15 protein-coding genes are annotated in these 13,733 nt (G+C 38.8%); all 15 read right to left on the bottom strand.

Annotated features, from left to right (window positions below):
* Positions 1–623, bottom strand: a 623-nt coding sequence (locus tag ACH0QE_RS18860) for an acetyltransferase (RefSeq protein WP_415802024.1), incomplete at its 3' end; no start/stop codon positions are given.
* Positions 620–1,234: a sugar transferase gene (locus ACH0QE_RS18865; protein ID WP_415802025.1), complete on the bottom strand. Its 615-nt coding sequence runs from the start codon at positions 1,232–1,234 to the stop codon at positions 620–622. The genes ACH0QE_RS18860 and ACH0QE_RS18865, both read right to left, overlap by 4 nt.
* Positions 1,235–1,261: 27 nt before the next feature.
* Entirely contained in the window at positions 1,262–1,411 is a 150-nt protein-coding gene (locus tag ACH0QE_RS18870; protein WP_415802026.1) for a hypothetical protein, read from the bottom strand.
* 19 nt (positions 1,412–1,430) lie between these two features.
* Complete coding sequence (gene galE, locus ACH0QE_RS18875; protein WP_415802027.1) at positions 1,431–2,513, bottom strand: UDP-glucose 4-epimerase GalE; 1,083 nt, start codon at positions 2,511–2,513, stop codon at positions 1,431–1,433.
* A 14-nt stretch (positions 2,514–2,527) separates the two neighbouring features.
* The gene (locus ACH0QE_RS18880; RefSeq protein WP_415802028.1) at positions 2,528–3,727 is read right to left on the bottom strand and encodes a glycosyltransferase; all 1,200 of its coding nucleotides are present in this window, start codon (positions 3,725–3,727) and stop codon (positions 2,528–2,530) included.
* 27 nt (positions 3,728–3,754) lie between these two features.
* Positions 3,755–4,843 (bottom strand): glycosyltransferase family 1 protein, encoded by a 1,089-nt coding sequence (locus ACH0QE_RS18885; RefSeq protein ID WP_415802038.1) that lies wholly within the window; start codon positions 4,841–4,843, stop codon positions 3,755–3,757.
* Between the two features lie 72 nt (positions 4,844–4,915).
* Positions 4,916–5,989, bottom strand: coding sequence for an EpsG family protein (locus ACH0QE_RS18890; protein WP_415802029.1), 1,074 nt, complete (start codon positions 5,987–5,989; stop codon positions 4,916–4,918).
* 18 nt (positions 5,990–6,007) lie between these two features.
* Complete coding sequence (locus tag ACH0QE_RS18895) at positions 6,008–6,892, bottom strand: glycosyltransferase family 2 protein (protein WP_415802030.1); 885 nt, start codon at positions 6,890–6,892, stop codon at positions 6,008–6,010.
* Positions 6,855–8,012 carry a glycosyltransferase family 1 protein gene (locus ACH0QE_RS18900; RefSeq protein ID WP_415802031.1) on the bottom strand — a complete coding sequence of 386 codons (1,158 nt, stop codon included), beginning with the start codon at positions 8,010–8,012 and terminating at the stop codon, positions 6,855–6,857. Before ACH0QE_RS18900 ends, ACH0QE_RS18895 begins: the two co-directional genes overlap by 38 nt.
* On the bottom strand, positions 7,997–9,157 hold the full coding sequence (locus ACH0QE_RS18905) for a glycosyltransferase family 4 protein (protein WP_415802032.1): 1,161 nt from the start codon (positions 9,155–9,157) through the stop codon (positions 7,997–7,999). The genes ACH0QE_RS18900 and ACH0QE_RS18905 overlap by 16 nt, the downstream gene beginning before the upstream one ends.
* Positions 9,158–9,161: 4 nt before the next feature.
* Positions 9,162–10,046: a UTP--glucose-1-phosphate uridylyltransferase GalU gene (gene galU, locus ACH0QE_RS18910; protein WP_415802033.1), complete on the bottom strand. Its 885-nt coding sequence runs from the start codon at positions 10,044–10,046 to the stop codon at positions 9,162–9,164.
* Positions 10,047–10,058: 12 nt separating this feature from the next.
* A complete protein-coding gene (locus tag ACH0QE_RS18915) occupies positions 10,059–11,885 on the bottom strand; it encodes a polysaccharide biosynthesis protein (protein WP_415802034.1) in 1,827 nt (608 codons plus the stop codon).
* Between the two features lie 21 nt (positions 11,886–11,906).
* The gene (locus ACH0QE_RS18920; protein ID WP_415802035.1) at positions 11,907–12,047 is read right to left on the bottom strand and encodes a hypothetical protein; all 141 of its coding nucleotides are present in this window, start codon (positions 12,045–12,047) and stop codon (positions 11,907–11,909) included.
* Positions 12,048–12,291: 244 nt separating this feature from the next.
* Positions 12,292–12,951 carry a CpsD/CapB family tyrosine-protein kinase gene (locus ACH0QE_RS18925; protein WP_415802036.1) on the bottom strand — a complete coding sequence of 220 codons (660 nt, stop codon included), beginning with the start codon at positions 12,949–12,951 and terminating at the stop codon, positions 12,292–12,294.
* Positions 12,938–13,648 carry a YveK family protein gene (locus ACH0QE_RS18930; protein ID WP_415802037.1) on the bottom strand — a complete coding sequence of 237 codons (711 nt, stop codon included), beginning with the start codon at positions 13,646–13,648 and terminating at the stop codon, positions 12,938–12,940. Before ACH0QE_RS18930 ends, ACH0QE_RS18925 begins: the two co-directional genes overlap by 14 nt.
* Positions 13,649–13,733 lie beyond the last annotated feature (85 nt).

A 13,733-nucleotide genomic window follows, 5' to 3' on the forward strand; every position in this document is an offset into this window, starting at 1 on the left:
TTTATTTTCACGATTGCTGGTACACCAACTGCAGTGCTGTTTGCTGGAATATGATGAATCACTGTCGCACCTGCTCCGACCATTGCCCATTCCCCAATTTCCATACTTGGGATGACAGTAGCACTCGCCCCAACCTGCGCTCCTTCTCTGACTGTGACATTTCCGGTCAAAGTGGCGTTCGGTGAGATATGGACGAAATTCTCAATTTTGCTATCATGCTCGACAACTGCGCAAGTATTAATGATCGCGTGCACTCCCACATGAGCATCTGAATTCACAACTGCACATGGCATTACCACACTTCCATGTCCAATCGTTGATTGTGTGCTTACTTGAGCAGTCGGATGGATCAATGTTGCATATAACTCTTCGGGAAATCCCAGTTGCTCTACAATTTTCTTTCTCACTTTGTTATTTCCAATTGCAACAAAAAATTTGACCTCTGGGTAATCTTCAGATATTGTTTTAGCAGAGTTCACTGGCCCATACATGATCTGTTCATGGAAAAACTCAGCATTAAATTTATCATCGAGGCAGCATACTATTTCTGCATCTTCCATGGATTTAATGACATCTCGAACGACTTTGCTATGTCCTCCCTGACCAATAATGGCAATTTTCATCCATGCCCCTCTTTTACAATAGATTTTGATCCTTTAAACGGCTCCATTGTCACATTGCCAGGCTGTGTGACTCCTTCGGATTGAATAACTTTATAAAACGTTCTCCATAATATTTTCAAATCCAGAAGGAAGGAACGATTTTCAACGTACCAAACATCTAATTTGAACTTTTCTTCCCAGGATAAGGTGTTTCTGCCGCTGATTTGAGCTAACCCGGTAATTCCTGGTCTAACAAGATGACGTTTTGCCTGTTCCTGAGTATAAAGCGGAAGGTATTCCATCAATAATGGCCTCGGCCCCACCAGACTAAGATCCCCTTTTAACACATTGATCAGCTGTGGCAATTCATCCAGGCTGTATTTTCTTAAAAATTGTCCTGCTGGAGTCAATCGAATTTTATCTGGAAGTAGCTTTCCTTTACGGTCCCGCATATCCGTCATTGTCCTGAATTTGTAGAGAAAAAAGGGCTTCTCCTTTAATCCTGGCCTCTTCTGTTTAAAAATGACTGGTGTTCCCAGTTTCACTTTTACAAATACAGCAGTGAACAAGATGATGGGTGATAATGCAACAAGGAGTAAAATTGAACAACTTAAATCTAAGAGCCTTTTCATTTTTGCAACCCCTAGCAACGGTTATGATTAATGTTTATTTTCTAAAACTAATGTGAGTTTCTCTTGGATTTCTAAAATCAATTCTTCGGTTTTGATATCCTCAAATAATTGACCCCTAATATAAATTTCCTGCAACAATTCCTTAAAGCGTTGTTGCTGGGTTTCTTGTACACTCATTCCTATATCCTCTTCTCATTCATTTTTTCGCATGAAAAAAATCCCCACTTTCAGAGAAGTGCGGATTTCCTAGGGCTGTTTGTGTTAAATTTTCTTCATACCCATTTGGATTCTTTGATTGCCATCTCCAGGAATCTTCACACATTTCCCGTAGATTCTTTTCGGCTGACCAATTTAGCTCTTTTTGCGCTTTCGTTGGATCAGCAAAACAGATAGCAGCATCTCCTGCTCTTGGCTCAGCAATTCTATATGGAATCGGAATGCCAGCGGAACCTTCAAAAGCTTCTACCATTTCCAGTACACTGTATCCTTTTCCAGTCCCAAGATTATACGAGTCAATTCCATTACTTGTTGCTACTTTTTTAAGAGCCTTCAAATGACCTTTCGCAAGATCCACAACATGAATGTAATCCCTGACCCCAGTTCCATCAGCTGTTGGATAATCATTGCCGTAAACACTGAGTTCTGGCAGTTTTCCGACAGCAACTTGAGTAATGAATGGCATTAAGTTATTTGGAATTCCATTTGGATCCTCTCCTATCAGTCCACTTTTATGGGCTCCGATTGGATTGAAATACCGCAATAAGGCGATGCTCCAGTTTTGGTCAGATTGATAAAGATCCGTTAATATTTCCTCTAGCATTAACTTCGTCCGACCATAAGGATTGAGCGCACTTAAAGGGAAGTCTTCTGAAATTGGAACCTTTTCCGGCATTCCATAAACTGTCGCTGATGAACTGAAAACCAGTCTATTCACATCGTATTTCTTCATGATGTTTAATAGATTGATTGTACCGTTGATATTATTATGGTAATACCTGAGCGGCATTCGAACAGATTCTCCAACAGCTTTAAGTCCAGCGAAATGAATGACAGCATCAATCTCATTTTCAATAAAGACCTTTTCAAGCTCGTGCTCATTTAATAAATCAACCTGGTAGAACGGAAAACTCTTTCCGGTAATTTCGCTGATTCGGTTTAATGACTCTCTTTTGCTATTCATCAGATTATCGACAACTATGATTTCATAGCCTGCATTTAGCAGTTCAACACAAGTATGGCTTCCAATGTAGCCTGCACCGCCTGTTACAAGGATTGGCATGGATCCACCTCCGTTTATGCATTTATTAAGCTGTAAATCTTCTGGACTTCATTTTCATTTCCATAGTTCATTGACGTTGTATTTTTGACCAAATTCTCTCTTAAAATAGGATTATCAATTACCTTTTGCAATCCTTTAGCAATTCCATCTACTCCCGCTGGCGTTATAAGTCCATCTACCTCATCCTTCACCTGACTTTTTGCCGTTGGAAAGTTGGTAATGACAACTGGCTTGCCCAATATCTGTGCTTCACGAATAGTTACTGCCTTCCCCTCATACCTTGAGGGCTGAACGTAAATGTCGCATGCTTTTATATAAGGATAGGGATTCATTTTTTTACCGAGAAGGAAAAAATGATTATTTAGCTCTAACTCATTTATTAGCTTACGCAACTCATTTTCCAGTGAGCCATAACCTACAACATACCAGGTAACATCATATCCTTTATTAACTAATTGCCTGCATGCCCTGATTGCATTGTCAAACCCTTTTGCATGAGAAAGCCGTCCAACAGACACTATAATGGTTTTGCCTGGTCCTTTTTTGATTTCCTGCGCACTCTGAATTTCAGATTGCTGTCTTACAAAATCCTGAGAGAGGATATTTTCTATGACCATTGTCTTTTCTTTTAAATGTGGAAACTGGTTTACAAAGGTGTTCGAACATTCCTCTGAAACTGCGACTATCCGGTCCAGATTTTTCCACATTTTCATTTCCGTCTTTTTATCAATGAAAATATTGGAATAATCCGTATGGACCCAGCCTACCTTTCTTTTCGCCTTTACTTTTTCTCCGATGAAATGATGTGGCCATAAGAACCCAATCGCAAGATCATACTCCCTTGTTAATTCAGGCAAAAATGGACGTGTAAGCTCCCAGCCATATTGGATCGTTAAATATCCAGGCTCCTCGACCCTCATCATTTTTCCTTTGATGCTGCTTATATACTTAGCTAATAACCTCGAAACGGCAATAGGATATCGGCCATCTCGGATGATCTGTGATATCGATTTTCTAAATGTACTGTAAGCTGGATTTTCCGGGAGCAAATTAGGTCCCTCAGGCATTAACGAAAAGAACTCGCCCTCATGCTTAAAGAGCATTAGATCCACTTCATATTTTTGATAGTCAATGCTATTCAACAACCCGACTAGACTTCGTTCAACCCCGCCTATCGCTAAATCAAATGAAGCAATCAATATCTTCTTCTTCATTTACCACTCCGCCCCAATAGAAAATTGCTAGCCAACTCTGTATAGCTTCATCCACTCTTCAATATTCTGTTGAATACTGAATCCTTTTTCAGACAGCGCTTTAACTAAAGCCTCTTTTTCCGGTTTCTGCAAATTGATCGCCTTCCCTACTTCCTCCCCCCATTTCTCAGGATGCTCTTCCAGACTTAAATACCTTACTAACCCAAGCCCCATGTCTGTACTAGTGGGAACCGAACTCGACATAATACATGGAGTTCCGCTTATCTGGGCCTCTACTGTAACAATCCCGAAGCCCTCAAATATGGAAGGGAACAGAAAAACATCGAAAGCCTTCATCAGCCTCGGAATATCAGAGCGTACTCCTAAAAAACGAACATGTTTGGAAAGGCCCATATTCTCTGCTTCTTGTTCAATCTTCTCTTTTAGTGGGCCGTCTCCAACCAGCAGAGCCACATACTTTTTATCTTTTTTCACCAGTTGTTTGAGAACTTGCAGAATAAAGGCCTGGTTTTTAGACCTTGAAAACTTTCCAACATGACCGATAATCTTGGCATCCTGATTGAGCCCCAGTTCTCTTCTCACACTCGTTTTAGTGATGGTCTCATCGAGATATTGGCCCAAATCAATTCCATTTTTAAGGATTGTTACTTGATTTTTATCAACCGCCTTTTGACCAAATAAAAAAGCTCCAGCCTCCTGGCTGCAGCTGCAATATTGAGTTGCTGAGATTTTAATGATTGATTGCAAACCCTTTAGTAACAACTTTTGTTTAAAACTGTCATTCATTGGCCAGTTGTTGCTGTGAGAGTGGCAAATACGATGCGGAATTCCTGCAATTTTTGCTGCAAGGGCAGGAAATCCACTTTGGTAATCGGTATGCGAGTGAACGGCAATATAGGAATTTGACGACATGATCTCACTTAGTCTCTTAACATATGATATCGGACCAGCAATTCCTAAGCTGGGAACGCTATAAATCTTTCCGCCTAATTTTCGGATTTCATTATCGTAATCTCCTTGGTCATTCCGATGGGCAATAAAATCGAATTGAAGCTTGCTTCTGTCCAAGTTTCGATAAACATTCATTAGTAATGTTTCCGCCCCGCCTCGATCCATCGCGCTGACGACATGCAAGACCCTGTCGATATGTTTTTCTACCACATTTTATCCCCCCTATCAATAAAGAACTTAAAAGATGATATAGTCGCTTTTATAGTGAATGTTTAAGCTAATTACGCTTTCGTAATAGTAATAAAGAAAATAACAAACGATTATTCCTAAATAAATCAATCGCTGTTCTTTTTCATGAAAAAGCTTTACGATCCATCCTACTAAAATAAGCTGATATAGTTCAAAATAAATATTAAATCTGGCAAATATCCAATTCTGTGTTGATACAATCATAAAAACTAAACCAATCAGTGCCATATTGACTATGTAATCACTTTCAGGAAATATCTCCCTTAACTTTTCTCTTCCGAAGAAGGCAATGATAAGAGGCGTTCCGAAGACTGCAACACGGATTACATTCGCTCCACCTTCCTGGAAATTTTTATAATGACCATACTGTGTATCTTCTAAGCTTGAGAAAAGTATAGAAGAAAATTGATCGAATCCTATTACTATTACTACCGCAATGACCAATAACATTAGCGTTGCTTTTGACCATGCTTTATAGCGCACTAAAAAATATATTGGCAGCAGTATTAATGCACTTTCATGAAATGTAGAAGCAAAAAACACAATTAATGCATATGCAAAAAAATTTCCACTGATAATAAATTTGGTAGCCGTAAAAACAATCGCTGCTGTAAGCACCTGTCTTAGACCGTTCATGGAAACAAGAAATAATCCACCTGTAATATAAACAAATGTACTGAGCTCGAACTGTCTCGAGTACTTAAGAAATATGAGTACGATTAGAACATTGGTAATTGCTGCAGCGGTAAATATCAATATTTGTGGATCATCTGATATTCTCTTTAAAAACATTTGCAGAATCCAAAATCCTATATTTTCTTTTTCCTTTACCTGGGCCCATGTAAAATCGTTTAATTGGTAGGCATACTTATAAAAGTATGTATCCCCGATATTGGATCTTAGGCCACCTACTAACGCCAGTGACAAAAGAGCACCAAGTGCGAATACTTTATTATAAGAAATAGACGTGATGGATACCGGGGAAAGTGCAGGCTTGGCGAAATATCTGCTGAAGAACGAAAAGACAAAGACAACTGCAAGGTTCCACCATAAAATGGTCATATTTTATTCCTTCCATATTTATATAGTACGAGTTTTAAATGAAATAAATACAAATAACAGCACACCAAAAGGGAAAGCAATTGTTGTCAATATTTTGTGAGGTGTTTCTCTTAAAACATTAAACTCATTACTTAAAAGAGTACTGGAAACATAATGAATCGCTTGCTTAAATCTAAATCTCCAATTAACAAAAGGTAATTTCATTAATTCCTTACGATAAAACGCAAACCCTTTTGGATTCTTCCGATATTGCTTTAACATATTAAGTGAAGAACCATCAGGTAAATATTCTACACAACATAAAACATCATTCATTAGGAGCATTTCATATTCTTGATCAAGTTTGTAATACTTGTATGCCAGCCCTACATATTTCTCATTTTTAAATATTGGGTATGGAAATTTTTTAGTTAATTCTGTCCGATAAACTAACTTCTTATCTCCAGTTACACCATATTTATAGTAAAGATCGAACAGCGTTGAAGTTTTCAGATTATCAGGCAACTTTGACCCAATAACTGTCCCGTCAGTAAAAGAGTCCAATCCAATTAGACCACTCACATTCTCGCTTCCTTCTCTCTCCCACAGTCCCAAAATCTTTTCTACTGCATCATCAGGCATATAATCATCAGAATCGATACAAACATTCAATTCAGTTTCGATTAGTTCATATGCTGTATTATGCGCTCCATGCATCCCCTGGTTTTCTTGCCAAATATATTGAATTTCTATTAAGCTTTCAGTCTGCCAATTACTAACTAAGACCTTCGTATTATCAGTAGACCCATCATCAATAATCAACCATATGAAGTCTTTATTGGTTTGTCTTTTTAACGATTCATAGCAATTGCTCAGACAATATGCTCTATTGTATGTTGGCGTAAATACCGTTAACTTCTTCATTCATCACATCCCCTGTAACAGTAGAATAAAATTTTCTAAGAAAATCAGAAGAATCCCTTATATCAAAGCCATTTTTTGAAATCAGTGAGTTTAAGTTACTGTTCCGGATAGAGTGCTTACTTTTTACGTCCTGCATTCTGTTCACCCATAGTTTTTTATTGTTGAGAGATAGAGACTGAACTAACCCTATTCCCATATCTACCTCTTTAGTTATAGAATCGGAGATAAGGCAAGGAAGACCTGAGGCCTGAGCCTCAATTACTGAGACTGGAAATCCTTCAAAGACAGAAGGGAACAGAAAAATGTCAAATGCCTGGAGAAGCTGTTCAACATCTGATCTGCTTCCAAGAAACTTAACATTTTTAGTTAGTTCCATCTCTTCTACTTTCCGCTTGATCTGGGGAAGCAGTGGACCGTCTCCAACTAACAAAAGTATGGCCTCTTCTCTATAAGACAGAAATTCTTTAAACACCTCTAATAAATAGGAATGATTCTTCGGCATTGAAAATCTGCCCACGTGACCGACTATGAACTGATCTTCCTTTATTTTTAATTCTGACCTAATCGATTCCCTTACCTTCAGAGAATATTTAAATTGTTCTAAATCAATTCCATTTTTCAAGAAAATCGTTCTATCAGCTTTATTCCCAAATAGCCATTCTGCAGCTTCTCTAGAACATGAAACAAAATCAGTAGCATACTTTGGAATCATTGTTCCTGCATACAATTTGTATATTCTAGCCGCTGCCCCGCCTTCACTCCTTGTACTATGGCTGTGAGCGATTCTTACAGAAACTCCTGCCTTTTTAGCGGCACGTAATACAAATCCACTCATTTTATCCATATGTGAGTGAACGATCTGGTATTGCGAGGTATTCATAAAAAAAACGTTCAATGCTTTGAGATAATTCGAGTGACCAACATCCGTAACATAAGGGATTCTATATATCCTTCCTCCTAATTCGTTTATTTCCTTATCAAACACCCCTTCTTTACAGGTCAAAAAATCAAACTGAATTTTTGACCGATCGATATTTCTGTAAAGATTCATCAGCAGTGTTTCTGCCCCGCCACGGTTCATGTTGACGACTACATGTAAAATTCTTAAAGGACTGCCCACTGCGACTCCTCCGTTTCTGCCATAAATGGTTTGTATATTGCGCTCTTTTCTTGGAGTATTTTATTTGTACTGAATTTATTTATTATCAGCCTTCGTCCATTGGATCCCATTACTGCCCTTTGAGCTGGATCCTTTGCTAACAGCTTCATCTTCTTCGCAAACATGAGTGGGTCAGACTCTTTTATTAACCAGCCTTCTTGCTGGTTTGTAATTAGTTCTCGATGTCCTCTGTTTTCTGTGACGATAACTGGCAACCCGCATGACATGGCTTCCATAATATTCACAGGGAGACCTTCCCTAAAGCTGGATCCAACCGCTACATCAGAGATTTGCAGCAACTGTTCTATGTCCTTTCTGAATCCTAGAAAATGAACATGATCTTCCACACCAAGCTTTTTGGCCAATTTGCGACACTCCTGTAATGAAGGACCTTCTCCTGCTAATAACAGCTTAGCTTTTGGAACTTCATCTACTATTTGTTCCAGGGCTCGAATTAACAATTGCTGGTTCTTATTTTTATTGAATTCAGCAGCGTAAAACATTAAAAAATCGCCAACGTTGTAGCCGTAGGCGATTCTTAATTCCTTTTTATATTCTTTTTCAGCAGGCCTGAATTTTTCTGTGTTTACTCCAACTCCATGGACATGTTCAATACGACCTGCCTTGAATTGATGCTGTTCTGCTCTGTTGAAATCCTCTTCATTAATAGTAATCAGGCAGTCGGTATACCTTGCCAGCCATTTTTCAATAGGATAATAGATTAGCCAGTTTATTGCTGGTGATCCTTTGCAGAAATGAAAACCATGAGCTGTGTACAATACTTTTGTTCCTTTTTCCCGTGCTGTCCTGGATGCAAGTCTGGCCAGCACTCCGCCAACCGGTGTATGGCTATGAATGATTTGATAATCATTTTGGTTAATGATTGATTTTAATTGCTGATAGGCCTTCATGTTTTGCAGGCGGAATGGCGACCTTTGTATTGGCAAATCATATTTTTGATCAACAAAAGGGAGTTCCAAATCACCTTTAGCAGCAACGTGTACCTCCCAACCTTGCTCTTTGAACCATTTCATGTAAGGCAAATGAAAGGCACTGAAATGATAATCAACTGTCGCACAAAGTAAAATCCGCTTTTTTGTACCCATAAGTTTAACTCTGCCTAGCTTTTTCAAGATTTAAAATCGAAGAAAAGTAGTCTAACAGATCAGAACGTAAATCATCCCGCTGTAAAGCGAAATCAATCGTAGTCTTAATAAAGCCCATTTTTTCACCAACATCATATCTGGTGCCTTTAAAATCATAAGCATAAACCGCTTCATATTCGTTCAAGCCGGCGATGGCATCCGTTAACTGAATTTCTCCGCCAGCACCCGGTTCTTGCTGGTCCAGGATATCAAATATTCTTGGATTCAAAATATAGCGGCCCATGATAGCAAGGTTTGAAGGAGCCTCTTCTATCTTTGGTTTTTCTACTAAACTGCTGACACTATAAAATCGGTCGCCAATACAGTTTCCATCTACAACTCCATATCTTGATACTTCAGTTGGATTGACTTTTTGCACTCCAAGAATTGAAGCATTATATCTTTCATACTGTTCCATCATTTGTTGGAGGCAAGGTATTTCCGCCTGAACAATATCATCACCTAAGAGAACCGCAAAAGGTTCATTCCCGATAAACTTTCGGGCACACCAGATTGCATGGCCAAGTCCTTTTGGTTCTTTTTGGCGAATGTAATGGATATCAACGAGTTTTGAAGACTTTTGGACCTCAGTTAGTAACTCGAATTTTCCTTTTTCTAAAAGGTTTTGTTCCAATTCAAAGGAGTGATCAAAATGGTCTTCAATCGCTCTTTTTCCTTTCCCAGTAACTATAATAATATCTTCAATTCCTGACTCAATTGCTTCTTCAACAATATATTGAATAGTGGGCTTATCAACAATCGGCAGCATTTCTTTCGGCATCGCTTTTGTGGCTGGCAAAAATCTAGTTCCCAGGCCAGCAGCTGGGATAATCGCTTTTTTTACTTTCATCTACTTCCACCCCTAAACTGAAATTGACAAAACCGGAGAGTCGGCAAACCTATTATTAGCTAATGCTAACAAACGATCTCTCAATTCTTCTTTTTCCATACTTGAGAAAGTGCCGATAATCTCTTCTATCTCGGATATATATAATTCTGACGTTTTTCCTACATATATTTTTGGGTGCACTTGATGCTCTCCCACTTCATCATCCTTCAAAAGCTCTTCATATAGCTTTTCACCAGGTCTTGTTCCTGTATATTCTATTCCGATTTCCTCTATAGAATAACCAGATAGCTTTATCAAGTTTTTGGCCAGGTCTACTATCTTTACGGGTTCACCCATATCAAGGACGAAGATTTCTCCTCCATGCGCCAGAGCTCCTGCTTGAATCACCAGCCTTGATGCCTCTGGAATTGTCATGAAATAACGTACCATTTCTGGATGCGTCACAGTAACAGGACCGCCTTTTTCGATTTGCTTCTTGAAGAGAGGAATCACACTTCCCCGGCTGCCGAGAACATTACCAAACCTTACCGCAACAAACTTTGTATTACTGCTCTCATCCATATGCTGTACGATCATCTCGGCAAGCCTCTTTGTTGCGCCCATCACACTTGTTGGGTTGACAGCTTTGTCGGATGAAATCATCACGAATGTTTTCACTCCATGCCAGCTTGCAGCATTTGCGACATTTAACGTGCCAATCATATTATTTTTTACTGCTTCCTCTGGATTGCGCTCCATTAAAGGCACATGTTTATGGGCGGCGGCATGATAGACAACATCCGGCTGGTAGGTCTCCATCACGGACAACATTTTTTTGGCATCCTGGATTTCAGCAATGACAGGAATAAACTCTATGGCTGAATCTCGAAAACTTTCTTTCAGTTCCAATTCAATTGAGTAAATGCTATTTTCACCGTGTCCTAAGAGAACTAATTTTTCAGGGTTAAATTGAGCGATCTGCCTGCAGATTTCTGAACCAATCGACCCTCCAGCTCCAGTTACAAGCACTACTTTGTTTGTGATATCCTCAGAAATTTTGTCATCGTTTAACACGACCGGATCTCTCCCCAGTAAATCTTCAACCTGGACATCGCGAAATTGGTTTACAGACAGCTTGCCGGTCATAAGATCCTCAAGCATTGGCAGGATTTGCGTCTTAGCATCCGTTTTTGCACATTCTTTAAAAATGCTATTCAGTTCCTTCCTGCTTAACGAAGGAATCGCAATGACAATGTTGTCAATTTTGAATTTTTTCACAATGACATCAATTTTTCCAACTCCGCCCAGGACTGGGATTCCCATAATATCCAGATGATGCTTTTTTGCATCATCATCGATGAAACCAACAGGCTGGAGGTCAGATTCCTTACTTTTTAGCAACTGCCTTGCAACCATAGTTCCTGCAGAACCTGCACCAATAATTAATGTCCTTTTGCTAAAAGTTAAACGACTCAAATATAAATCCCTGTAAATTCTCCAGCAAAACCGTGAGCCGCCAATAATCAATACTAAAAGCAGCCACGTTACCGACAACCGCCTTAGGAAAATTTCATTGAGAATGACTACTTGGAATACACCAGCCGTCAGGATTGAGGCTGATGCCGTCTTCAGGATGATAATCAGTTCTCCAACACTTGCATATTCCCAGGCTTTTTTATAAAGCTTGAATTTAAAAGAAAATAAATGATGGCTTAATAAAATGGCTGTGGCACTAGTTAAATAAAAGAACGGTGAAGTAACAATTGTCCCACGCACGAGTAAATGACTAATGAAAATCGCCGTTAGGACAATTGCAGAATCAATAAGGATAAATAATGAAAGTCTTTGCCTATAGGTCATGCTTTTCCTCCCTCCCTTTTTTTAATCTAACCTCACGTTCCGCAGCATAATGGCATAGTCGATCAGCTTTCTTATTTCTTTCAACTCTTCTTTGCTGGCGTCTTGCTTTATGTAGCGTACTGCTTTTTTTATCGATTTCGGAAACTTATCTATTTCTTTCATATGTATCCTCCTTAAAAATAAAGTCTTTACTTATTCGTTCTTTTCAGAAAACAAATAAGTAAAGACTTTATAATAAATACGGGGCATTCAACCCCCCCTCACATCACACTCCCGACGACCAGAGCGTCTAAGGTTTATTCAACCCACAGCATGACCGAGTGCCTCCTTTGATAACGGCTAGGAGACATCACCATAAAAAGAACATTGTTTTCTCAATAACGAACAATAGTGGTAAAAAAAATTATTACTTCATCTCATTCAATATGACGCCATAGATTTTTGCTTTAGCGAACTCAAGAGCCTTCTTTGCTTCTGTCGCTTTTTCAATAGCTGTTTTTCCTTCACCTATAACAAGTATTACACCATCACTTTTATTGGCTAACAACTTTGTATCCGTTACCTCCAGCACTGGAGGGGAATCGATCAGAATCACATCGTAATTCTCTAGTGCCTTTTGAAATAACTTCTCCATGGCTTCTGAACCGAGTAATTCAGCTGGGTTAGAATCTAGCTGGCCGCTTGTCAAAATAGCAAGGTTTCCGATTTCGGTTTGGTATGCTGCATCTTTAAGTTCTGCCTGGCCAGTTAGGACATCTGCCAATCCCTTTTCATTGGGTATTTTAAATATAAAATGAATATGAGGATCCCTTAAATTCGCATCAACCAACAGTACGCTTTCCTTTTGCTGTGCCATAGAAACTGCAAGATTCGCGGCAGCAGTTGACTTTCCTTCACTTGAACTTGGTGAAGTTAAAAGCAAGGTGCTTTTTTTGCCACCATTTAGGAACTGTACATTCGTGCGAAGTGTCCTGAATTGTTCAGCAATAATTGAATCTGGGTTTGAGTAAACTACCAAATTCCTTTTTTGCCTTGCAGCTGCTGCTCTACGTTTACTTTGGAACACCGGTATCACCTCGCGGAAAATCTATTTGATGAATACTCTGTTTTTGGATATTTTTTTTGTTCATTTTCGATATCCTTCCTAATACAGGAAGCTCCAGAATATCCTCTACATCTTTTTTGGATCTAATCGTGTCATCTAAGGAATCCAGGAAGAAAACAAATCCAACTCCTGCAAAAAGACCAAAGACCAATCCTATAATTCCTGTTTTATTCTCTTGCTCATTTATTGGGTTGGAGTTTACTTTTGCGGGGGAATAAAGCCTTAAATCATTAAAGTTTAAAAGGCTGCTAATTTCTTTTTTAAACTCCTCCGCTGTTGTATTTGCAATATCAGCTGCTCTATTGGGATTGTTATCGATCACTTTTACATTTACAACCTTTGAACTATCAATAATTCCTACACTAATCTGATTAGCCAAAGACTCTGGACTTCGATTCAAGTCCAGTTTCTCAACGACCTTCTCCAATACTACTGGATCTTTCAATATCACCTGCAGTGTATTCATGTCAGCTTCTTTTCCTATAATAATCCGGGCCGAAGATTGATATAGAAGTGTGATATCCTTTTCCCCATATAAATATCCAGCAATTGATGCCAGGGCAGTTATAATGGCAATGATCCAAAGACGTTTTTTTACGATTAAGAAAATCTCTTTTATATTGATTTCTTTGGCAATTCCTTTTTTTGTATTATTCATTGCTCATTAACCCACCTTAAAACTTAATTTGTTCTAGATAGAGAACATTTAGATCAAAAAAATATGCGTTCTCAATTACTAATAA

The sequence above is a fragment of the Mesobacillus sp. genome, from assembly GCF_047739415.1.
Taxonomy (GTDB): domain Bacteria; phylum Bacillota; class Bacilli; order Bacillales; family Cytobacillaceae; genus Mesobacillus.

Bases quoted from the DNA above. Each gene is read 5' to 3' on its own strand.
- ACH0QE_RS18890 (WP_415802029.1), bottom strand. From the start codon at position 5,989: ATGACCATTTTATGGTGGAACCTTGCAGTTGTCTTTGTCTTTTCGTTC.
- ACH0QE_RS18885 (WP_415802038.1), bottom strand. From the start codon at position 4,843: ATGGATCGAGGCGGGGCGGAAACATTACTAATGAATGTTTATCGAAAC.
- ACH0QE_RS18865 (WP_415802025.1), bottom strand. From the start codon at position 1,234: ATGAAAAGGCTCTTAGATTTAAGTTGTTCAATTTTACTCCTTGTTGCA.
- ACH0QE_RS18915 (WP_415802034.1), bottom strand. From the start codon at position 11,885: ATGACCTATAGGCAAAGACTTTCATTATTTATCCTTATTGATTCTGCA.
- galE (WP_415802027.1), bottom strand. From the start codon at position 2,513: ATGCCAATCCTTGTAACAGGCGGTGCAGGCTACATTGGAAGCCATACT.
- ACH0QE_RS18930 (WP_415802037.1), bottom strand. From the start codon at position 13,648: ATGAATAATACAAAAAAAGGAATTGCCAAAGAAATCAATATAAAAGAG.
- ACH0QE_RS18895 (WP_415802030.1), bottom strand. From the start codon at position 6,892: ATGAAGAAGTTAACGGTATTTACGCCAACATACAATAGAGCATATTGT.
- ACH0QE_RS18905 (WP_415802032.1), bottom strand. From the start codon at position 9,157: ATGGGTACAAAAAAGCGGATTTTACTTTGTGCGACAGTTGATTATCAT.
- galU (WP_415802033.1), bottom strand. From the start codon at position 10,046: ATGAAAGTAAAAAAAGCGATTATCCCAGCTGCTGGCCTGGGAACTAGA.
- ACH0QE_RS18920 (WP_415802035.1), bottom strand. From the start codon at position 12,047: ATGAAAGAAATAGATAAGTTTCCGAAATCGATAAAAAAAGCAGTACGC.
- ACH0QE_RS18880 (WP_415802028.1), bottom strand. From the start codon at position 3,727: ATGAAGAAGAAGATATTGATTGCTTCATTTGATTTAGCGATAGGCGGG.
- ACH0QE_RS18870 (WP_415802026.1), bottom strand. From the start codon at position 1,411: ATGAGTGTACAAGAAACCCAGCAACAACGCTTTAAGGAATTGTTGCAG.